Raw genomic sequence first — 19648 nt, forward strand, 5'->3', positions numbered from 1 at the left:
CGTAGGACAGCACTCCGCCCCGGGAGGGACACCGCACGCCCATGAACCACGCACAGCTGACCGCCCTGGGCCGCGCGCTGCGGCTGCTGGGCGAGCACGGCGAGGCGCTCGGCGCCGACAGCCCCGACGCGAAGCTGCACGAGGTCAAGGCCGACCTGAAGCGGGCCCTGGACCTGCTGGAGGAGACCGTCACCACGGCGGTGCCCACCACGCGCTGCGCCGAGCACCCGACCGGGCCGGTGGACGAGGGCGCCGTCGACCTGTGCCTGCTGTGCGAGACCCGGCGCCGGGCCGCCCGCCGCTCCGAGGTCAACGGCTCCTTCGCGCACGGCCGCCCCGGCGGACCCGACGACTCCCCCGACCGCACCCAGTCCCGCTACGGCGTCCGCGCCGACCGCCCCCAGCCCCAGCAGCGCTGGCTGCCGGAGGTGTGGAACGGCCAGGCATGGCAGCTGTGCGGCACCCCCCGCCGCGACCGCCACGAGGCCGAGCGCTACCTCGCCGCCGAGCGCAGGTCCCCCCGCCCCGGGATGGCCTACCGCCTGGTCCACGAGTTCACCGACTACGAGGTCCTGCGGATCTGGGGCACCCCCGTCAAGATCGACATCGAGCCGATGGGGAACCTGTAGGCGGACCGGGAGCGGACGGGGGCCGTCCCGGCTCCGGCCCCCTTCCGCGCGGTCACGGCAGGCGCGCCTCCGCGTTGAGCCGCCGCACCCGCGCCCGCAGCACCTCCCCCGGCGGGGCCTCCGCCAGCGCCTCCGGCGGGCAGTCCCACTCCCGCCCGCCGCCGGGCGGCCGCAGCTGTACGAGGCCGCCCTCGTGTCCCATCACCCGGCCGAGCCGGCCGTCGCGCGTGTCGATCGCGTACTCCTCGCTCACGCGCCACCGCCCTCGTCGGCGGTGCCGCGGCCGCGGAGCACGGCGGCCAGCTTCCGCGCGGTGCCCACGTTGCACCGGCCGAGCGCGACCAGGGCGAACGGCTCGTCGCTCGCGCCGCTCACCGGATCGATCCGCAGCGACGGCAGCACCACGCCGACTCCGGCCAGCGCCGCCCGCAACTCCGCCACGATCTCCTCCGTCGGCCGTACGTGTGTACCCGGTGTCATCTCCATCGGAGCGTTCCCTCCACGCTGAGTGTTCGTGTTCGGTACTCAGCGTGGTCGGGGGCCCCTAACCTGGCCAGAGACGGCGTCTCAACAACCCAGGCTGTGTGACAGGGAGTTGCCATGCCCGGACCGAAGGACCTCGACCCCGCGTCCTCGCCCCGCGCCATGATCGGGGCGGAGTTGCGGCACGCCCGCGAGAACGCGGGCCTCAGCCAGGCCGAGCTGGGCGAACCGCTCTTCGTGAGCGGTTCGTTCATCGGCCAGCTGGAGGCCGGGACACGGCGGCTGCACCTCGAATACGCCGTCCAGATAGACGAGATCCTCGGGACCAAGGGGTTCTTCGAGCGCAACTGCCGGGCGCTGGCCAGGTCCCGGTACCCGGACCACTTCGCCGAGGCGGCGGAGGCAGAGACGATCGCAACGTCGATCAGGCACTACATCCCGCTGCTCATCCCCGGCCTTTTACAGACCCCGGCATACGCCGAGGCGCTGTTCCGCAGCTACCGGCCGACGCTTCCGGACGCTCAGATCGAGGAGTTGGTGGCTACCCGGATGGAGCGGACCCGGCTCCTCGACGATCCAACAACGCCGTTGTTGTGGGTGGTCCTGGACGAGGCGGCGCTCCGACGCCCGATCGGTGGGCCGGCGGCGATGGCAGAGGCTCTGCGCCACATCGCGGACTTGGCGCGCCGCAGCCGGATCATCATGCAGGTACTGCCGTTCGACGCCGGTGCCCATGCCGGCTTGGGCGGCTCGCTGAAGCTCATGGAGTTCGATGACGCATCCCCTCTGTGCTTCGTTGAAGGAATCGACATGGGGAAACTGGAGGACGACCCGGCAGCCGTGGCCCGGCACAGCCTCACCTTCAGCCTCCTCCAGGCGACGGCACTGGCGCCTGCGGCTTCGCTGGCCCTGATCGAGACCTTGGCCCATGATTACGAGCATGGAGAACAACACCCATGAGTACGAACTGAGTTCGGTCACATGGCACAAGTCCAGCTACAGCAACGGTGCCGGTGGCGACTGCCTCGAAGTCGCCGATGGTCACCCCACACTGGTCCCCGTGCGGGACTCGAAGAACCTCGGCCCGGTGATCGCCTTCGGCGTCTCCGCGTGGGCGGTGTTTGTCGGGCACGTCGGCGCCGACGGCTGACCGGAGCGGGACCCAAAAAAAGAGGGGGCGGCGCCCGCGTCACGGCAGGCACCGCCCCTCGATACGGGCGGGGTCAGCTCAGCGAGCCGAGCGCCGCCGCGTCGTACGCCTTCAGCTCGTCGTAGCGGCCGGCCAGGACCTTCGCCGCCCACTCCGGGTCCTGGAGCAGCGCGCGGCCGATCGCGACGAGGTCGAACTCGTCGCGCTCCAGCCGGTCGAGCAGGTCGTCGATGCCGCGGACCGAGGAGCCCTCGCCCTGGAAGGCCTTGAGGAACTCGCCGTCCAGGCCGACCGAGCCGACGGAGATGGCGGGCTTGCCGGTGAGCTTCTTCGTCCAGCCGGCGAGGTTCAGGTCGGACCCGTCGAACTCGGGCACCCAGTAGCGGCGCGTGGAGGCGTGGAAGGCGTCCACGCCGGCCGCGGCGAGCGGGGCGAGGATGGCCTCCAGCTCCTCCGGGGTCTCGGCGAGGCGGGCGTCGTAGTCCTGCTGCTTCCACTGCGAGTAGCGGAACAGGACGGGGAACTCGGGCGAGACGGCGTCCCGGACCGCGGCGACGATCTCCGCTGCGAACTTCGCACGGGCCACCGGGTCGCCGCCGTACGCGTCGGTGCGCCGGTTGGTGCCGGACCACAGGAACTGGTCGAGCAGGTAGCCATGGGCGCCGTGCAGCTCGACGCCGTCGAAGCCGATGCGCTCGGCGTCCGCGGCTGCCTTGGCGAACGCCTCGATGACGTCGTCGATGTCCTGCTGGGTCATGGCCTTGCCCTTGGGCTCGGCGCCGGCGGTGTGGATGCCGGAGGGGCCGACCGCGGGGGCGTCGGCGAAGGGCGGCTCGCCCGCCCGGCGGACCATGCCGATGTGCCACAGCTGCGGCACGATCGTGCCGCCGGCCGCGTGCACGGCGTCGGCGACCTTCGTCCACCCCGCGAGCTGCTCCTCGCCGTGGAAGCGCGGCACGCTGTCGCTCTGGCCGGCGGACTCGTGGCCGACGTAGGTGCCCTCGGTGACGATGAGGCCCACGCCCGCGGCGGCGCGCCGCGCGTAGTAGCCGACCACGTCCTCACCGGGTACACCGCCCGGCGAGAACTGCCGGGTCATCGGTGCCATCACGATCCGGTTCGGGACGGTCAGGCCGTTCAGGGACACGGGTCGGGAAAGGATCTCGGCTGCGCGGGACGCGGCGTCGGCTGTCACGTGAGGGCTCCTCGGGGCGGGGAAGACGGACATTCCGGTGGGTATGTGCACGTGCATTGACCCACCCTCTCGACAACGGTCCCCGGCGCCGCGGCATTCCGTGTCCTCGCCGTGCCGCGGTGTGATCCCGGCCACGTGGGCGGGGGCTCCCGCCCCGGAAACGCCCGAGGGCGGCACCCCCGGGAAGGGGTGCCGCCCTCGGAAAGGACGAGCCTGATCCGGAAGGATCAGAAGTCCATGTCACCGCCCGGCATGCCGCCCGGGGCGCCGCCGGCGGCGGCCTTCTCGGGCTTGTCGGCGATGACGGCCTCGGTGGTGAGGAACAGCGCGGCGATGGACGCGGCGTTCTGCAGGGCAGAGCGCGTGACCTTCGCCGGGTCGATGATGCCCTCGGCGATCATGTCCACGTACTCACCGGTCGCGGCGTTGAGACCGTGGCCGACGGGCAGGTTGCGGACCTTCTCGACGATGACGCCACCCTCGAGACCGCCGTTGACGGCGATCTGCTTGAGCGGGGCCTCCAGGGCGAGCTTCACGGCGTTGGCGCCGGTCGCCTCGTCACCCGTCAGTTCCAGCTTCTCGAAGACCGAGGAGGCCTGGAGCAGGGCCACGCCACCACCGGCGACGATGCCCTCCTCGACGGCCGCCTTCGCGTTGCGAACGGCGTCCTCGATGCGGTGCTTGCGCTCCTTGAGCTCGACCTCCGTGGCGGCACCGGCCTTGATGACGGCCACGCCGCCGGCCAGCTTCGCCAGACGCTCCTGGAGCTTCTCGCGGTCGTAGTCCGAGTCGGAGTTCTCGATCTCGGCGCGGATCTGGTTGACCCGGCCGGCGACCTGGTCGGCGGAGCCGGCGCCGTCGACGATCGTGGTCTCGTCCTTGGTGATGACGACCTTGCGGGCGCGGCCGAGCAGGTCGATGCCCGCGTTCTCCAGCTTGAGGCCGACCTCCTCGGAGATGACCTCGCCGCCCGTGAGGATGGCGATGTCGCCGAGCATGGCCTTGCGGCGGTCACCGAAGCCCGGGGCCTTGACGGCGACGGACTTGAAGGTGCCACGGATCTTGTTGACGACCAGGGTCGACAGGGCCTCGCCCTCGACGTCCTCGGCGATGATCAGCAGCGGCTTGCCGGACTGCATGACCTTCTCGAGGAGCGGCAGCAGGTCCTTGACGTTGCTGATCTTCGAGTTGGCGATCAGGATGTACGGGTCGTCGAGGACGGCCTCCATACGCTCCATGTCGGTGGCGAAGTACGCCGAGATGTAGCCCTTGTCGAAGCGCATACCCTCGGTGAGCTCCAGCTCCAGACCGAAGGTCTGGGACTCCTCGACGGTGATGACGCCTTCCTTGCCGACCTTGTCCATCGCCTCGGCGATGAGCTCGCCGATCTGGGTGTCGGCGGCGGAGATGGAGGCCGTCGAAGCGATCTGCTCCTTGGTCTCGACATCCTTCGCCTGCTCCAGCAGGGCACCGGAGACGGCCTCGACGGCCTTCTCGATACCGCGCTTGAGAGCCATCGGGTTGGCGCCGGCGGCGACGTTGCGAAGGCCCTCGCGGACCAGCGCCTGGGCCAGGACGGTCGCGGTCGTCGTGCCGTCACCGGCTACGTCGTCCGTCTTCTTCGCGACTTCCTTGACCAGCTCGGCGCCGATCTTCTCGTACGGGTCCTCGAGCTCGATCTCCTTGGCGATGGAAACACCATCGTTGGTGATCGTGGGGGCGCCCCACTTCTTCTCGAGGACGACGTTGCGACCCTTGGGACCAAGGGTGACCTTGACGGCGTCGGCGAGCTGGTTCATCCCGCGCTCGAGACCGCGCCGTGCCTCCTCGTCGAACGCGATGATCTTGGCCATGTGAAGTGGTCCTCCCGGACTGGGGTGGATTGCTCCGGACCGCGCTGGCGCCCGCGACGGACGGCCTGCCTGCCTCGTGGTTCCTTGCCCCACATGGCCTGCGGGCCTCACCGACCCGGTCCTTCGTTGTCACTCTCACCTTCAGAGTGCTAACGCCAATGATTAGCACTCGACCCCCGAGAGTGCAAGGTGCTCCTCCCCAGCGAGCCCTATCGAGGGGGCGCGCGGAGCGCGTCGCGGCTGCCCTGCGAGCGCCTGCGCGGCCCCGAGCCACCCCCTCCGCGTCCGGAGCGGCGGGGACCCCGGCCGCTCCCGGGAACGCCCGAGGGGCCCGTACCCCTGATGGGATACGGGCCCCTCGACGTGAGTGAGTGCGTGCGTCGGTGGCCGATCGCGCCGAGATCAGACGGCGAGTTTGACCATGTCCGCCTGCGGACCCTTCTGGCCCTGCGAGATCTCGAACTCCACTCGCTGACCCTCTTCAAGGGTGCGGTAGCCGTCCATCTGAATCGCGCTGTAATGCACGAAGACGTCCGCACCACCGTCGACCGCGATGAAGCCGTACCCCTTCTCCGCGTTGAACCACTTGACGGTGCCCTGAGCCATGCCTAACTCCCCTATTACTGGCCCTTGCACAGATCCACACTTCGCGGATCCGGGTCAGACCTCACCCCCCAACGGTTGGGGGTGTGCGCCGGAACGCGTCGACCGCGGCTGAATGTATCTGTCCAACTGCCGTCTGCAACAGGTCAATCGGACGAGAATTCCGGGCATCGGCGATCGGCCGTATGTGGAGAATTCACACATATTCAGGGCAAGTCGGGCCCCGTAAATGCCGTAAAAGGCTCAAAAATGCCGGGTACATTGGCTGCTTCTTATCGGGCACCGGGTCGGTGTTCATATGCACCCGGCATGGAAAGCGAAGCGGCTTCCCCAACTGTACCGCGCTCAACCATGCAGAATTGCCCCCTCCGTTTCTCTCACGGAGAGGGCAATCCGGTTGAACGGTGCGTCGTCAGCAGCCGCCGGCCACGGCCGGGATGATCGAGACGCCGGCGCCGTCGGGCGTCGCCGTCTCCAGGCCCTGCTCGAAACGCACGTCGTCGTCGTTCACGTACACGTTCACGAAGCGGCGCAGCTTGCCCTGGTCGTCCAGGACGCGCGCGGCGATGCCCGTGTGGTTCTTCTCCAGGTCCGAGATGACCTCGGCGAGGGTCGCGCCCTCCGCCGGGACCTCGGCCTTGCCGCCCGTGTAGGTGCGCAGGATCGTGGGGATGCGAACGTTGACGCTCATGATGCGAGGCCAGCCTCTCGGAAGGAGTCCAGGTTCGGGCGGATGGTCGCGGTCAGACCGGTCCCGGCCACCGCGTCGAGGGTCTTGAGGCCGTCACCGGTGTTGAGGACGACCGTGGTCAGCGCCGGGTCCAGGGCGCCGCTCTCGATCAGCTTCTTCGTGACGCCCACGGTCACCCCGCCCGCCGTCTCGGCGAAGATGCCCTCGGTGCGCGCCAGCAGCTTGATCGCGTCGACGATCTGGCCGTCGTCGACATCCTCCACCGCGCCGCCCGTCCGGCGCGCGATGTCGAGGACGTACGGCCCGTCGGCCGGGTTGCCGATGGCGAGCGACTTGGCGATCGTGTCCGGCTTCTGCGGCCGCACGACGTCGTGCCCCGCCTTGTAGGCCACCGACACCGGCGAGCAGCCCTCGGCCTGGGCGCCGAAGATCTTGTACGGCCTGTCCTCGACCAGCCCGAGCCTGATCAGCTCCTGGAGGCCCTTGTCGATCTTCGTGAGCTGCGAGCCGGACGCGATCGGCACGACGAGCTGGTCCGGCAGCCGCCAGCCGAGCTGCTCGCAGATCTCGTACGCGAGGGTCTTCGAGCCCTCCGCGTAGTACGGCCGCAGGTTGACGTTGACGAAGCCCCAGCCCTCGCCGGCCGGGTCGCCGATGAGCTCGGAGCAGAAGCGGTTGACGTCGTCGTAGTTGCCCTCGATGCCGACGAGCTCGCCGCCGTAGACCGCGGCCATGACGATCTTGCCCTGCTCCAGGTCGTGCGGGATGAACACGCAGGAGCGGAAGCCGGCCCGGGCGGCGGCGGCACCGACGGCGCCGGCCAGGTTCCCGGTGGAGGAGCAGGAGAGCGTGGTGAAGCCGAAGGCGCGGGCGGCCTCCAGGGCCTGCGCGACGACGCGGTCCTTGAAGGAGTGCGTCGGGTTGCCGGAGTCGTCCTTGACGAACAGCTTGCCGGCCTCGACACCAAGCTCGCGGGCGAGGTTGTCGGCCTGCACGAGCTTGGTCCAGCCCGGGTTGATGTTCGGCTTGTCGGCGACGTCGGCCGGGACGGGCAGCAGGGGCGCGTAGCGCCAGATGTTCGCGGGTCCCGCCTCGATGCGCTTGCGGAGGTCCTCGGTGTCGTAGTCCGAGAAGTCGTAGGCGATCTCCAGCGGGCCGAAACACTCCTCGCAGGCGAAGACCGGGCCGAGCGGCACGCGGTGTCCGCACTCGCGGCAGGAGAGGGCGGCGGCGGGGCCGAGATCGACGGAGTCCGCGGCGGAGGGGGAGTTCGTGGTGCTTGCAACTGTCTGCGCAGCCATGGAGGCGAGGCCCTTTCTCCTCATCTTCCTCACGGCGCACTTCGCCGTGAGACGGATTTGGCACCTTCCCTAGCCGGGAGCCTCGCGACGCTGATCGGCGATGATCAGGACGAGACCGGCTGGAGGGTTGCCGGGGCTTCAACGGGCCGTATCCCTCTGCCCCTCTGGATGAGCGGTGTTCAGTTGTTGATCTGCGCGCGGTTCCCGGATCAGGACATGCGATGGTCATCCGCGTTGTTCAAGACTGTAACCGACGGCCAGGACAGTTGAGATAGTCGTCCGAACCGCGAGATGGATCACACCCCGGGTGGGCGTGTGAGCAGACAGTGAGGAGCCGCAGACCGTGCTGGAAGAAGTCGAGCGCTGGCTGAGCACCCGCTCCTGGTCCGTCACCGATCGTCCGCTGCACCGGCTGATGGCCGCGAAACGCGCCGCGGGCTCGACGGTCAGCGTCGTGCTGCCCGCGCTGAACGAGGAAGAGACCGTCGGCGAGATCGTCGCCGTCATCCGCCACGACCTCATGCGGCAGGTCCCGCTCGTCGACGAGATCGTCGTCGTCGACTCGGGCTCGACCGACCGCACCTCGGCGGTCGCCGCCGCGGCGGGCGCCCGGGTGGTGCACCGGGACGAGATACTGCCGCGCCTGCCGGCCGTCCCCGGCAAAGGCGAGGTCCTGTGGCGGTCACTGCTCGTGACGAGCGGGGACATCGTCTGCTTCGTCGACGCGGACCTGAAGGAGTTCTCGTCCGACTTCGTCACCGGGATCGTGGGCCCGCTGCTCACCGATCCGGGCGTCGATCTCGTCAAGGCCATGTACGACCGGCCGCTGACCGTGTCCGACGGGTCCGCCGCCGGCACGACCGCCGCGGGCCAGGGCGGCCGGGTCACGGAGCTGATGGCGCGCCCGCTGCTGAACATGCACTGGCCGCAGCTCGCGGGCTTCGTGCAGCCGCTGGGCGGTGAGTACGCGGCCCGCCGGTCCCTGCTGGAGCGGCTGCCGTTCCCCGTCGGGTACGGCGTCGAGCTCGGCATGCTGGTCGACGCGCTGCACCTGGTGGGCCTGGACGCGCTCGCGCAGGTCGACGTGGGGGTGCGCAGGCACCGCCACCAGGACGGGCAGGCGCTCGGCCGGATGGCGGCGGCGATCTACCGCACCGCGCAGCTCCGGCTGGCCCGCGGCCATCTGATCCGCCCGGCGCTCACCCAGTTCGAGCGGGGCGACGACGGCTTCGAGCCGCGCACCTACTCGGTGGACACCGAGGAGCGGCCCCCGATGACGGAGATCTCCGAGTACCGCTCACGCAGAGTGGCGTGAGACCGCTCCCGGAGTGACGGGCCGTGACGGGTTCCGGCGGTCGTATACGGCCGGTACCCGTCAGGTCCGTACGTTTGAGCGGTTCCGACCCGGGCTAAGTTGAGGCTTATGGCTTCCACGCACGGTGACCACCAGATCCTTGTCGCGTCCAACCGCGGACCGGTCTCCTACGAGGTACGCGAGGACGGCTCGCTCCACGCCCGGCGCGGCGGGGGCGGACTGGTCTCGGGGCTCTCGGCGATCGGACCGGACGCGGGCGCCCTGTGGGTGTGCGCGGCCCTCGGCGACGGGGACCGCGAGGCGGTGCGGCGCGGGGTCGGCGAGGACGGCGTGCGGATGCTCGACATCGACGCCGAGGTGCACGCGGACGCGTACAACGGCATCGCGAACTCGGTGCTCTGGTTCGTCCACCACATGCTGTACCAGACGCCCCTGGAGCCGGTCTTCGACGCGGAGTTCCGGCGCCAGTGGGCGTCGTACGAGGCGTACAACCGGGCCTTCGCGAAGGCGCTGGCGGAGTCCGCGGCCACCGGCGCCTCGGTCCTGGTGCAGGACTACCACCTGACGCTGGTGCCCGGGATGCTCCGCGAGCTGCGGCCGGACCTGCTCATCGGGCACTCCTCGCACACCCCGTGGGCGCCCGTCGACTACTTCCGGATGCTGCCCGACGACATCGCGGACCAGGTGCTGCGCGGGATGCTGGGCGCGGACCGGCTGGGCTTCCTGACCCGGCGCTGGGCGGACGCGTTCACCGCGTGCTGCGCGGAGCTGGCCGGCGGGGTCGGCGACACCCGGATCGGGGTGCACGGCCTGGGCGCGGACGCGGACTTCCTGCGGGCGCGCTCGCACGAGGCGGACGTGGACGACCGGATGGCGGCGCTGCGGGAGCAGATCGGCACGTCTCCCGAGGGGACGCCGCGGCGGACGGTCGTGCGGGTCGACCGCACCGAGCTGTCGAAGAACATCGTGCGGGGCCTGCTGGCGTACGAGCAGCTGCTCGCGGACCGTCCGGAGTGGCACGAGCGCGTGGTGCACGTCGCCTTCGCCTATCCCTCCCGGCAGGACCTGGCCGTCTACCGGGAGTACACGGCCGAGGTGCAGCGCGTCGCCGACGCGATCAACTCCCGGTTCGGGACGCCGGGCTGGACGCCGGTGGTGCTGCACGTCAAGGACGACTTCGCCCGGTCCCTCGCGGCGTACCGGCTCGCGGACGTGGCGCTGGTCAACCCGATCAGGGACGGCATGAACCTGGTCGCCAAGGAGGTGCCCGTCGTCTCGGACGGGGGGTGCGTCCTGGTGCTCTCCCGGGAGGCGGGGGCGCACGAGGAGCTGGGCGAGGACGCCGTCACGGTGAATCCGTACGACGTGGTGGGCACCGCTCGCGCGCTGCACGAGGCGCTGACGCTGCCGCCGGACGAGCGCGCCACCCGCACCAAGCGGCTGGCCGCCGCGGCGACGGCGCTCCCGCCCGCCCAGTGGTTCCTGGACCAGCTGAACGCCCTGCGGGCCTGAGCCCCGGGCCGTCCGGGGTCCCCGGACGGCTCCCCCGGCGCCCGGCACGGTGGGTCCCGTGCCGGGCGCCGCGGTGTGTCAGACGATCCGGTCCGCCAGGGCGGCGAGGAGTGCGACGACCCCGGCCGGCCCTTCGACCACGAGGTCGGCCCGCTCGGCGAGTTCGGCGACCTCGGAGCTGCCGCTGCACACCAGCAGGCCCGGTACGCCGTCGGAGCGGAGCTTGTCGACGGCGGCGAAGGCGGGCAGGTCGCCCAGGTCGTCCCCGGCGTAGAGGACGGCCTCGGCGCCGGTCTCGCGCACGTACTCGGTGAGGGCGACGCCCTTGTCCACGCCGGGCGGCCGCAGCTCCAGGACCATCCGGCCGGGCTCGACGATCAGGCCGTGCCGGGCGGCCAGCTCCGTGAGCGGGCCGCGCAGGGTCTCGAAGGCGGCCTGCGGGTCGGCGGCGCGGCGCGTGTGCACGGCGACGGCGCGGCCCTTCTCCTCGATCCAGGTGCCCTGCCAGGCGCCGATCTCGTCCAGGAAACCGGGCAGCTCGGCGCGGACCGCGGCGACCCCGGGGTGCGGTGCGGGCGCGTTGACCGTGCCGCTCACCGCGTCCCAGCGCTCGGCGCCGTAGTGCCCGAGGACCACCAGGTGCTCCAGGCCGGGGACGCCCGCGAAGCCGCCGTGGCGGACCGCGACGCCCGCCGGGCGCCCGGTGACGACGGCCACGGACGCCACCTTGGGGGCGAGGGCCGCGAGGGCGGGGACCGCGCCGGGGTGGGCCCTGGCCTGTTCGGGGTCGGGGACGATCGGCGCGAGTGTCCCGTCGAAGTCGAGTGCGATCACGGCCCGGCCGGGCCGTCCCAGGATGGCGTCGAGTCCCTCGCGTCCGGCCGTGGTCACCGGCGTCGGCAGGGAGTCCGTGGAGTCCGCGTTGCTGCCCATACGACGACCCTATCCGGGAGGGGCCGTACGCACGCATGTCTCATCGCGTCAGGTGCGGGCCGCCGGCCTCAGCGCTCCGCGCGGCGGGCCTCGCGGACGCGGCGCAGGCGGTTGACGGTCACCGGGTCGTGGGCGAGCGCCCTCGGGTCGTCGAGCAGGGCGTTGAGGAGCTGGTAGTACCTGACCGGCACGAGACCGAGCTCCTCGCGTATGGCCCGCTCCTTGGCGCCCGGCCCGGGCCAACTCCGGCGCTCGGTCGCGAGGACGGCCCGCTCCCGGGGGGTGAGCTGTTCCATGCCGGCCACGGTAGTACCCGGCACCGACACCGCCGCCCCGGGACGGGCGGCGGCGCGGGGCCCGTAGGTCCTACTCCGCGCTCTCCGCGATGGTCGCCTTGCGCTGGAGTTCGCCGAGGACGGCCGAGGGGCGGCCGCCGGGGCTCACGGCCTTGCCGATCTCCTGCTTGACGGAGGCGGCGACCCCGGCCCAGCTGGTCCGGCCGACCGGGTACAGCTCAGCGGCGGGCAACTGCTCCAGGAAGGGCGCGAGATCGCGGTCGTCCTCGTCGGCGGCCATGGCGTCGGACGCGGAGGTGGTCACCGGCAACAGGTCGTACTCGTGGGAGAAGGCGAGGACGTTCTTGGTGCTGTAGACGTAGTCGAGGAACTCGCCGATCTGGTCGCGGTGGCCGTTCTGCTTGAAGGCCATCATCCAGTCGGCGACGCCCATGGTGGCGCGGCTCCTGCCGTCGACGCCGGGCATCGGCACCATGCCGACCTTCACGCCCTTCTCGGCGGCCGCCCGCATCAGCGTGGGGTGTCCGTTGAGCATGCCGACCTCGCCGCGCGCGAAGGCGGCGAAGGCGTCGGCGCGGTTCAGCTTCGCGGGCGGGGTCGGCCCGGTGAGGCCCTTGTCGACGAGCTCGTCCTTCAGCCAGTCGAAGGTGCTGATGTTCTCCGGGGAGTCGATCAGATAGGTGCCTACGTCCTGGGTGTAGCCGCCGCCCCCGCTCAGCAGCCACTGCATGGTCTCCGCCTGCGCCTCCTCGGGGCCCAGCGGCAGCGCGTAGGGGATCTTGACGCCCTTGGACTTGAGCACCGCCGCGTCGGAGGCGAGCTGGTCCCAGGTCTTCGGCGGGGTGAGTCCGGCCGAGGAGAACAGCTTCTTGTTGTAGAAGAGCAGCCGCGTGGATGCTGCGAAGGGCATGCCGTACTGGATGCGCCGCGTCTCGCCCGCGCTGCTGAGCTGCGGGACGAAGTCGGCCTGGGTCGGTATGGAGAGCAGCTCGTCGGCCTCGTACAGCAGGTCCTTGGCCGCGTAGTCGGCGTACGCGCCGATCTGGGCGAGGTCGGGCGCCTTGCCGGCGTCGACCATCTCCCTGACCTTGCGGTCCACGTCGTTCCACGAGTAGACGCTGACCTCGACGTCGATGCCCGGGTGGCCGGCCTCGAACTTCTTCACCAGCCGGTCCCAGTACTTCTGGGAGCTGTCGGCCGCGGAGGTGCCGTAGTCGGCGGCCACCAGCCGCAGCGTCACGTCCTTCGAGCCGGCCGAGCCACCGCAGCCCGCGAGCGCCGCCGTCATGCCCAGTGCGGACACCACCGCGATCAGTCCTGTCCTACGCCGCTGCACCGCTCGTCCCCACCATGTTGTCTAGTCCTGTTCAAACTTCGGATACAAGGTCTACACCACGTGAGTGGACTAGACCTCTCCAGGGGTAAGGGGCGACACTGTCCCCCGTGAGACATGTCATCGCCCTCGACGTGGGCGGCACCGGAATGAAGGCCGCCCTCGTGGGGGCCGGTGGCGAGCTGCTCCACGAGGCCCGGAGGGCGACCGGCCGCGAGCGCGGCACCGACGCCGTCGTCGGGACGATCCTCGACTTCGCGGCCGAGCTGCGGGCCCACGGCGAGCGGGAGTTCGGCGTGAGCGCCGAGGCCGCCGGGGTCGCCGTCCCCGGCATCGTCGACTCCGCGCGGGGCGTCGCCGTCTACTCCGCCAACCTCGGCTGGCGCGACCTCCCGCTGCGCCGGCTGCTCGGCGAGCGGCTGGACGGCGTACCGGTCGCGCTCGGCCACGACGTGCGCACCGGCGGGCTCGCCGAGGGCCGGATCGGCGCGGGCCGGGGAGCCGACCGCTTCCTGTTCGTGGCGCTGGGCACCGGCATCGCGGGCGCGATTGGCATCGACGGCACGGTCGAGGCGGGCGCGCACGGCTTCGCCGGCGAGATCGGCCACGTCGTCGTACGGCCCGGGGGCGCTCCGTGCCCGTGCGGGCAGCGTGGCTGCCTGGAGCGGTTCGCCTCCGCGGCGGCCGTCAGCGCGGCCTGGGCGCGGGCCTCGGGGAACCCGGAGGCCGACGGGGCGGACTGCGCGCGGGCGGTGGCGGCCGGGGACGCGCGGGCCGCGGCCGTCTGGCAGGAGGCCGTCGACGCGCTCGCCGACGGACTGGTCACCGCGCTGACCCTGCTGGACCCCGGCGTGCTGGTCGTCGGGGGCGGTCTCGCCGAGGCCGGCGAGACCCTGTTCGCCCCGCTGCGGACCGCCCTGGAGCAGCGCGTCACCTTCCAGAAGCTGCCGCCCCTCGTCCCCGCCGCCCTCGGCGACACGGCCGGATGTCTGGGCGCCGGACTGCTGGCCTGGGATCTACTCGAAACCGACATCACCGTCCGCTCGGAGGTAACCACCTGATGGCCCCTAGCAAGGTTCTCGCCGGCGCCCGGGTGGTCCTGCCCACCGGGACCGTGGACGGCGGCCGCGTGATCGTCGACGGCACGCGGATCACCGAGGCCGGTCCCGCCGGGCCGGAGCCCGCCGCGGTCCCCGCGGACGCGGAGCACCTCGACCTGACGGGCCACTGGCTGGTCCCCGGCTTCGTCGACATGCACAACCACGGCGGCGGCGGCGCGTCCTTCACCTCCGGGACCGTCGAGGAGGTCCTCAAGGGCGTCCACACCCACCGGCTGCACGGCACGACCACCCTCGTCGCCTCCACCGTCACCGGCGAGATGGACGGGCTCGCCCAGCGTGCCGGGCTGCTCTCCGAACTGGCCGAGCAGGGCGACATCGCGGGCATCCACTTCGAGGGCCCCTTCATCTCCCCCTGCCGCAAGGGCGCGCACTCCGAGGAGCTGCTGCGCGACCCCGACCCGGCCGAGGTCCGCAAGCTGGTCGACGCGGCGCGCGGCCGGGCCCGGATGGTCACGCTCGCCACCGAACTGCCGGGCGGACTCGACTCCGTACGCCTGCTCGCCGAGCACGGGGTGATCGCGGCCATCGGGCACACCGACGCGACGTACGAGCAGACGCGCGAGGCCATCGACGCGGGCGCCACCGTCGCGACGCACCTGTTCAACGCGATGCCCGTGCTCGGCCACCGCTCCCCCGGCCCGATCGCCGCCCTCCTGGAGGACGAACGGGTCACCGTCGAGCTGATCAACGACGGCACCCATCTGCACCCGGCCGCACTGGAACTGGCGTTCCGTCACGCGGGCGCCGGGCGGGTCGCGTTCATCACCGACGCGATGGACGCGGCCGGCTTCGGCGACGGCCGCTACATGCTCGGCCCGCTGGAGGTCGAGGTGGCGGACGGCGTCGCCCGCCTGGTGGAGGGCGGCTCGATCGCCGGGTCCACCCTCACCCTGGACCGCGCCTTCAGACGGGCGGTGACCGTCGACCGCCTGCCGGTCGAGGACGTCGTCACCGCGCTGTCCGCCAACCCGGCCCGGCTGCTCGGCGTGTACGACCGCACGGGCTCCGTCGAGGCGGGCAAGGACGCCGACCTCGTGGTGCTGGACGCCCGGTTCGCGGTGACGGGCGTGCTGCGCAGGGGCGAATGGGTGGTTCGTCCTCAACTGGGGTGACACGTGCTCCCGTTGGAGCATCCTCTACGCCGGCGGCGGGCCCGTGGGACTGGGCCTGCCGCCGTCGTCTTTGGCATGATCGGGTCTCCGCACGCGGGCAAGCGCGCACTTCACCACGACTCCTGGGGAGGTCGGCCCAGGTGATCCTCACGGTCACGCTGAACACCGCTCTCGACATCACCTATCGCGTACCGGCCCTGCGGCCGCACGCCTCGCACCGGGTCACCGAGGTGAGCGAACGGCCCGGCGGCAAGGGGCTGAACGTGGCCCGCGTGCTCGCCGCCCTCGGCCACCGGGTGACGGCCACCGGCTTCGCGGGCGGCGCCACCGGCGACGTCCTGCGGGAGCGGCTGGCGCGGGTCCCCGGGGTGGTGGACGCGCTGCTGCCGGTGGCGGGCGCGACCCGGCGGACGATAGCCGTGGCGGACACGGCGACGGGCGACACGACCCAGCTGAACGAGCCCGGGCCGGTCATCACCCCGCAGGAGTGGTCCGCCTTCCAGGAGACCTACGCGGCGCTGCTGCCCTCCGTGTCGGCGGTGGCCCTGTGCGGCAGCCTGCCGCCGGGGGTGCCGGTCGGCGCGTACGCGGGGCTCGTCCGGGCGGCCCGCGCGGCGGCGGTCCCGGTCCTCCTCGACACCAGCGGGGAGCCGCTGCGCCGGGGGCTCGCCGCCCGCCCCGACCTCGTCAAGCCGAACGCCGAGGAGCTGGCCGAGCTCACCGGCTCCCACGATCCGGCCCAGGCCACCCGGGACGCCCGCAGACGCGGCGCCCGCACGGTGGTGGCCTCGCTCGGCGCCCGGGGACTGCTCGCGGTGAACGCCGAGGGCCGCTGGCGGGCGGCACCGCCACACCGCGTCCCGGGCAACCCGACCGGCGCGGGCGACTCGGCGGTCGCGGGCCTGCTGTCGGGGCTGGTGGAGCGTCTGGGCTGGCCGGAGCGCCTGGCCCGGGCCGTCGCCCTGTCCGCGGCGACCGTCCTGGCGCCCGCGGCGGGCGAGTTCGACCGGGCGGCGTACGAGGACCTGCTGGGCCGGGTGACGGTGACGCACGAGGCCGCCGCGGCGTAGGAGGTACGCGGGGGCGGCCCGGGCCACAGGGGCGGGGGTCTAGCCCTTCCAGCCCCTCACGAGCCACATCTGGTCGAGGAGGGCGTCGCACTGGTTGCCCTGCTCGCACGAGATCTTGATCGTGTTGGTGCCCTTGTTGAGCTCGACGTAGTTGTAGGTCTTCGTCCAGCCCTTGGCGTAGTCGCCCTCCGGCGCCTGCGCCCAGTTCTTCAGGGCGAGCGGCGTGGTCTGCGGCTTGCCGTTGACCGAGAGGGTGGCGGTGGCGTCCTTGCCGGGCACGCTGTAGCCCGTGTAGACGGTGTACTTGCCGTCCTTCGGGATGCCGTTCACGTTCCAGGTGACGGCGGCGCCGACCTGGTTGAAGTTCGTCACGTAGACGCCGCCGGCCGCCTTGGCGCCCTTGACGTCGGACGCGGTGACGGCGCCGTCCAGGCGCAGCGCCTTGGCGTCGATCGTGGGCAGCTCGCCCTCGTCCTCGGCCTGCGCGCCGGACGACTTGCTGGGCTCGGCGCTCTGCGAGGCCGTCGGGGCCGAGCCGCCGGCCTTGTCGTCCTTCTTGTCGTCCGAGTCGCCGCCGAGCATCACGACGCCGATGCCGACGACCACGGCGGCGACCACCGCGACGGCGCCGATCAGCAGACCCTTGGTGTTGGGGCCGCGGCCCCGCCCGCCGCTGTCGAGGCCGCCCGAGCGGCTGGTGACGGTGGTGGTGCCGGAGGCGGTCGCGGGGGCCCCGTGGTGCGCGTTCTGCTGGCCGTACGCCTGCTGCGGGGCCTGCTGGCCGTACTGCGCGGTGGGGGCCTGCTGGCCGTACTGCGCGGTGGGGGCCTGCTGGCCGTACTGCGCGGTCGGGGCCTGCTGGCCGTACGCGGCCTGCTGCCCGTACTGCCGCTCGCCCACGGCGCGCACCCTGTTGACCGAGCCTGGGTAGCCGTAGCCGCCGCTCGGCGGCTGGGCTCCGGCGGCCTGGCCGTCGGCGTACAGATAGCCGAACGGGTCGTCGTCCTCGGGCGTGCTCGCGCCGTTGTTGCCGGGCGTCATCCCTTGGTACTCCTCAGCGGTGCGGGTCGGATGCGGTACGTGGATGAATGGCGAGCCTACCCGCTCCGAGGGACCCAAACGGGTGACTCAGACCTCACCGACCCACTGACCTGCGTGTTATCCCGCACGCCGATGTTGTTTGGGACGAGACCGTTTCTCTACGTACATCCGCTCGTCAGCGGATTTCAAGACCTCGTCCGCCGTCATCCCGCAGTGTGCCCACCCGATGCCGAAGCTCGCGCCCACCCGGACGGCCCGGCCGTCGACCCTGATGGGCGGGATGATCGCGTTGCGCAGCCGTACCGCGAGGTCCTGGGCGTCGGCCCGGCCGAGGCCGTCGGCGAGGACCACGAACTCGTCGCCGCCGAGCCGCGCGACGGTGTCCCCGTCCCGCACGCCGTTGGTCAGCCGCCGGGCGACCTCCACGAGCACCGCGTCGCCCGCGTTGTGCCCGAAGCGGTCGTTGATCGACTTGAAGCCGTCGAGGTCGCAGAAGAGCACCGCGAGGCCCTTGGTGCCGTCGTCCGTCTCGCCCTCGGGCGCGATGGTGTGGACGTGGTGGTCGAAACCGTCGTACGGGCCCGTCTCGGGACGGAAGTCGAAGCCGTGGCCGTGCCCGTGCGCCTCCTGGTCGAAGGCGGCCGGGTGCTCGGGCGGGTACGCCCCGTACGCCGCGTCCAGCGAGGCGACCGCGCCGGGCGGCAGGGACTGCGGGCGCTGGCAGAGGCGGGCGCCGAGCCGGGATCGCAGCTCGGCCGAGTTCGGCAGGCCGGTCAGCGAGTCGTGCGAGGCGCGGTGGGCGAGCTGGAGCTCGCGGCGCTTGCGCTCCTCGATGTCCTCGACGTGGGTGAGCAGGAAGCGGGGCCCGTCGGCGGCGTCGGCGACGACCGAGTTGCGCAGGCTCACCCAGACGTAGGTGCCGTCGCGGCGTCCGAGGCGCAGCTCGGCCCGGCCGCCCTCGGCGGAGGTCCTGAGCAGGGTGCCGATGTCCTCGGGGTGCACGAGGTCGGAGAAGGAGTAGCGGCGCATCGCGGAGGCGGGGCGGCCGAGGAGCCGGCACAGCGCGTCGTTCGTGCGCAGGATCCGGCCGTGCTGGTCGCCGCCCATCTCGGCGATGGCCATGCCGCTGGGCGCGTACTCGAAGGCCTGGCGGAAGCTCTCCTCGCTGGCGCGCAGGGCCTGCTGCTCGCGCTCCAGGCGGACCAGGGCGCGCTGCATGTTGGCGCGCAGCCGGGCGTTGCTGATGGCTATGGCGGCCTGGAACGCGTACATCTGGAGCGCCTCGCGGCCCCAGGCGCCGGGCCGGCGGCCGTTGCGCGGCCGGTCCACGGAAAGGACGCCGATCAGTTCGCCGCACCGGGCTCCGGAGACGCCGGGGGTGTACATCGGCGCGAAGAGCCGGTCGGAGGGGTGCCACTCGTCCTCGAAGCGGGGCGCCGGGCCGTCCGTGTACCACTGCGGTACGTCGTCCTCGTCGAGGACCCAGCCCTCGGTGTGGGGTATGAACCGCAGGTCGCCCCAGGCCTCGCCCATGGTGAGCCGGCGGTCCCAGGAGTCGCGCGAGCCCACCCGGCCGGTGATGAGGGCCTCGGCGGCGGAGTTCCCGGCGAGGGCGGCCACCACCAGGTCGCCGTCGGGCCGGACGAGGTTGACGGCGGCCAGCTCGTAGCCGAGGCCGTTGACCACGCCGTCGGCGACGGTCTGCAGCGTGTCGGCCAGGCTGCGGGCGGTGTTCATGTCCGCCATCACCTGGTGCAGCTGCCGCAGGGTCGTAAGGCGGACGTACGGCTCCGACTCGGTCTCCATGCGCCCTCCCCCCGAGACCTCGCAGCAACTCCAGGGTTCTCTTCGGCGTGACTCGGCTTACTGCTTGGTAGCTTCACACGCAGCTTCGTACATCGTCCCCGCCACTGAATCACAGCGCGCTGCCCACTCGGTACACAGGGTCAACAAAATATGGCTCCTGTGACTCAAGTCACAGCAGAACATGAGCAATTGCGTGGGCTTTCT

The 19648-nt window shown here is 71.8% G+C and carries 20 protein-coding genes and 1 riboswitch; of the genes, 8 read left to right on the forward strand and 12 right to left on the reverse strand.

Features of this window, described 5'->3' with window-relative positions; all coding sequences use genetic code 11:
* The first annotated feature begins 41 nt into the window (after positions 1–41).
* Positions 42–629, forward strand: coding sequence for a hypothetical protein (locus ACZ4VA_RS24895; RefSeq protein ID WP_355781918.1), 588 nt, complete (start codon positions 42–44; stop codon positions 627–629).
* A 52-nt stretch (positions 630–681) separates the two neighbouring features.
* Here ACZ4VA_RS24895 and ACZ4VA_RS24900 read toward each other — a convergent pair whose 3' ends face one another.
* Together ACZ4VA_RS24900 and ACZ4VA_RS24905 are read right to left on the reverse strand one after the other, a co-directional pair.
* Positions 682–882 (reverse strand): hypothetical protein, encoded by a 201-nt coding sequence (locus tag ACZ4VA_RS24900; RefSeq protein ID WP_355781947.1) that lies wholly within the window; start codon positions 880–882, stop codon positions 682–684.
* A complete protein-coding gene (locus tag ACZ4VA_RS24905) occupies positions 879–1115 on the reverse strand; it encodes a hypothetical protein (protein ID WP_468082536.1) in 237 nt (78 codons plus the stop codon). Before ACZ4VA_RS24905 ends, ACZ4VA_RS24900 begins: the two co-directional genes overlap by 4 nt.
* 114 nt (positions 1116–1229) lie before the next feature.
* On the opposite strand from ACZ4VA_RS24905, the gene ACZ4VA_RS24910 reads away from it, so the two are divergent.
* Together ACZ4VA_RS24910 and ACZ4VA_RS24915 are read left to right on the forward strand one after the other, a co-directional pair.
* The gene (locus ACZ4VA_RS24910; protein ID WP_468082537.1) at positions 1230–2072 is read left to right on the forward strand and encodes a helix-turn-helix domain-containing protein; all 843 of its coding nucleotides are present in this window, start codon (positions 1230–1232) and stop codon (positions 2070–2072) included.
* Positions 2053–2262, forward strand: coding sequence for a DUF397 domain-containing protein (locus ACZ4VA_RS24915; RefSeq protein WP_356174524.1), 210 nt, complete (start codon positions 2053–2055; stop codon positions 2260–2262). The genes ACZ4VA_RS24910 and ACZ4VA_RS24915 overlap by 20 nt, the downstream gene beginning before the upstream one ends.
* 73 nt (positions 2263–2335) lie before the next feature.
* Here the strand turns inward: ACZ4VA_RS24915 and ACZ4VA_RS24920 are convergent, their stop codons facing one another.
* From ACZ4VA_RS24920 to thrC, 5 genes are all read right to left on the reverse strand, one after another.
* Positions 2336–3457 carry an NADH:flavin oxidoreductase gene (locus ACZ4VA_RS24920; protein WP_356174527.1) on the reverse strand — a complete coding sequence of 374 codons (1122 nt, stop codon included), beginning with the start codon at positions 3455–3457 and terminating at the stop codon, positions 2336–2338.
* Between the two features lie 227 nt (positions 3458–3684).
* Positions 3685–5310 (reverse strand): chaperonin GroEL, encoded by a 1626-nt coding sequence (gene groL / locus ACZ4VA_RS24925; protein ID WP_355783845.1) that lies wholly within the window; start codon positions 5308–5310, stop codon positions 3685–3687.
* Positions 5311–5712: 402 nt separating this feature from the next.
* Positions 5713–5916 (reverse strand): cold-shock protein, encoded by a 204-nt coding sequence (locus tag ACZ4VA_RS24930; protein ID WP_005315736.1) that lies wholly within the window; start codon positions 5914–5916, stop codon positions 5713–5715.
* A 409-nt stretch (positions 5917–6325) separates the two neighbouring features.
* Complete coding sequence (locus ACZ4VA_RS24935; protein ID WP_355783842.1) at positions 6326–6604, reverse strand: MoaD/ThiS family protein; 279 nt, start codon at positions 6602–6604, stop codon at positions 6326–6328.
* Complete coding sequence (thrC, locus tag ACZ4VA_RS24940) at positions 6601–7905, reverse strand: threonine synthase (protein WP_355783839.1); 1305 nt, start codon at positions 7903–7905, stop codon at positions 6601–6603. The genes ACZ4VA_RS24935 and thrC overlap by 4 nt, the downstream gene beginning before the upstream one ends.
* Positions 7906–7922: 17 nt before the next feature.
* A riboswitch (SAM riboswitch) is annotated at positions 7923–8080 on the reverse strand.
* Between the two features lie 168 nt (positions 8081–8248).
* Here thrC and ACZ4VA_RS24945 point away from each other — a divergent pair.
* Both ACZ4VA_RS24945 and ACZ4VA_RS24950 read left to right on the forward strand, forming a co-directional pair.
* Complete coding sequence (locus ACZ4VA_RS24945) at positions 8249–9220, forward strand: glucosyl-3-phosphoglycerate synthase (RefSeq protein WP_355783836.1); 972 nt, start codon at positions 8249–8251, stop codon at positions 9218–9220.
* Between the two features lie 108 nt (positions 9221–9328).
* Positions 9329–10732, forward strand: a complete 1404-nt coding sequence (locus tag ACZ4VA_RS24950) for an alpha,alpha-trehalose-phosphate synthase (UDP-forming) (protein ID WP_468082538.1) — start codon at positions 9329–9331, stop codon at positions 10730–10732.
* Between the two features lie 78 nt (positions 10733–10810).
* Here ACZ4VA_RS24950 and otsB read toward each other — a convergent pair whose 3' ends face one another.
* From otsB to ACZ4VA_RS24965, 3 genes are all read right to left on the reverse strand, one after another.
* Entirely contained in the window at positions 10811–11665 is an 855-nt protein-coding gene (gene otsB, locus ACZ4VA_RS24955; RefSeq protein WP_356174534.1) for a trehalose-phosphatase, read from the reverse strand.
* A gap of 68 nt (positions 11666–11733) precedes the next feature.
* Positions 11734–11961, reverse strand: a complete 228-nt coding sequence (locus ACZ4VA_RS24960; RefSeq protein WP_355794351.1) for a DUF3263 domain-containing protein — start codon at positions 11959–11961, stop codon at positions 11734–11736.
* Positions 11962–12031: 70 nt separating this feature from the next.
* Complete coding sequence (locus tag ACZ4VA_RS24965; protein ID WP_452924099.1) at positions 12032–13297, reverse strand: ABC transporter substrate-binding protein; 1266 nt, start codon at positions 13295–13297, stop codon at positions 12032–12034.
* Between the two features lie 107 nt (positions 13298–13404).
* Here ACZ4VA_RS24965 and ACZ4VA_RS24970 point away from each other — a divergent pair, with 107 nt between their 5' ends.
* The 3 genes from ACZ4VA_RS24970 (at position 13405) to ACZ4VA_RS24980 (ending at position 16597) form a co-directional block, all read left to right on the forward strand.
* Positions 13405–14355 carry an ROK family protein gene (locus tag ACZ4VA_RS24970; RefSeq protein WP_388905024.1) on the forward strand — a complete coding sequence of 317 codons (951 nt, stop codon included), beginning with the start codon at positions 13405–13407 and terminating at the stop codon, positions 14353–14355.
* Entirely contained in the window at positions 14355–15527 is a 1173-nt protein-coding gene (gene nagA / locus ACZ4VA_RS24975; protein ID WP_355787752.1) for an N-acetylglucosamine-6-phosphate deacetylase, read from the forward strand. The genes ACZ4VA_RS24970 and nagA overlap by 1 nt, the downstream gene beginning before the upstream one ends.
* A gap of 140 nt (positions 15528–15667) precedes the next feature.
* Positions 15668–16597, forward strand: a complete 930-nt coding sequence (locus tag ACZ4VA_RS24980; RefSeq protein ID WP_356174542.1) for a 1-phosphofructokinase family hexose kinase — start codon at positions 15668–15670, stop codon at positions 16595–16597.
* A gap of 39 nt (positions 16598–16636) precedes the next feature.
* On the opposite strand, the gene ACZ4VA_RS24985 is transcribed toward ACZ4VA_RS24980, so the two are convergent.
* Entirely contained in the window at positions 16637–17638 is a 1002-nt protein-coding gene (locus ACZ4VA_RS24985; protein WP_356174545.1) for a CBM35 domain-containing protein, read from the reverse strand.
* A gap of 117 nt (positions 17639–17755) precedes the next feature.
* Positions 17756–19444, reverse strand: a complete 1689-nt coding sequence (gene cdgB / locus ACZ4VA_RS24990; RefSeq protein ID WP_355787948.1) for a diguanylate cyclase CdgB — start codon at positions 19442–19444, stop codon at positions 17756–17758.
* Positions 19445–19648: the final 204 nt, after the last annotated feature.

It is taken from the genome of Streptomyces sp. NPDC028308 (genome assembly GCF_055565855.1).

Excerpts from the sequence above, each read along its gene's own strand:
- ACZ4VA_RS24895 (WP_355781918.1), top strand. The coding sequence starts at position 42 with ATGAACCACGCACAGCTGACCGCCCTGGGCCGCGCGCTGCGGCTGCTG.
- ACZ4VA_RS24905 (WP_468082536.1), bottom strand. The coding sequence starts at position 1,115 with ATGGAGATGACACCGGGTACACACGTACGGCCGACGGAGGAGATCGTG.
- ACZ4VA_RS24910 (WP_468082537.1), top strand. The coding sequence starts at position 1,230 with ATGCCCGGACCGAAGGACCTCGACCCCGCGTCCTCGCCCCGCGCCATG.
- ACZ4VA_RS24915 (WP_356174524.1), top strand. The coding sequence starts at position 2,053 with ATGGAGAACAACACCCATGAGTACGAACTGAGTTCGGTCACATGGCAC.
- groL (WP_355783845.1), bottom strand. The coding sequence starts at position 5,310 with ATGGCCAAGATCATCGCGTTCGACGAGGAGGCACGGCGCGGTCTCGAG.
- ACZ4VA_RS24930 (WP_005315736.1), bottom strand. The coding sequence starts at position 5,916 with ATGGCTCAGGGCACCGTCAAGTGGTTCAACGCGGAGAAGGGGTACGGC.
- ACZ4VA_RS24935 (WP_355783842.1), bottom strand. The coding sequence starts at position 6,604 with ATGAGCGTCAACGTTCGCATCCCCACGATCCTGCGCACCTACACGGGC.
- thrC (WP_355783839.1), bottom strand. The coding sequence starts at position 7,905 with ATGGCTGCGCAGACAGTTGCAAGCACCACGAACTCCCCCTCCGCCGCG.
- ACZ4VA_RS24950 (WP_468082538.1), top strand. The coding sequence starts at position 9,329 with ATGGCTTCCACGCACGGTGACCACCAGATCCTTGTCGCGTCCAACCGC.
- otsB (WP_356174534.1), bottom strand. The coding sequence starts at position 11,665 with ATGGGCAGCAACGCGGACTCCACGGACTCCCTGCCGACGCCGGTGACC.
- ACZ4VA_RS24960 (WP_355794351.1), bottom strand. The coding sequence starts at position 11,961 with ATGGAACAGCTCACCCCCCGGGAGCGGGCCGTCCTCGCGACCGAGCGC.
- nagA (WP_355787752.1), top strand. The coding sequence starts at position 14,355 with ATGGCCCCTAGCAAGGTTCTCGCCGGCGCCCGGGTGGTCCTGCCCACC.
- ACZ4VA_RS24985 (WP_356174545.1), bottom strand. The coding sequence starts at position 17,638 with ATGACGCCCGGCAACAACGGCGCGAGCACGCCCGAGGACGACGACCCG.
- cdgB (WP_355787948.1), bottom strand. The coding sequence starts at position 19,444 with ATGGAGACCGAGTCGGAGCCGTACGTCCGCCTTACGACCCTGCGGCAG.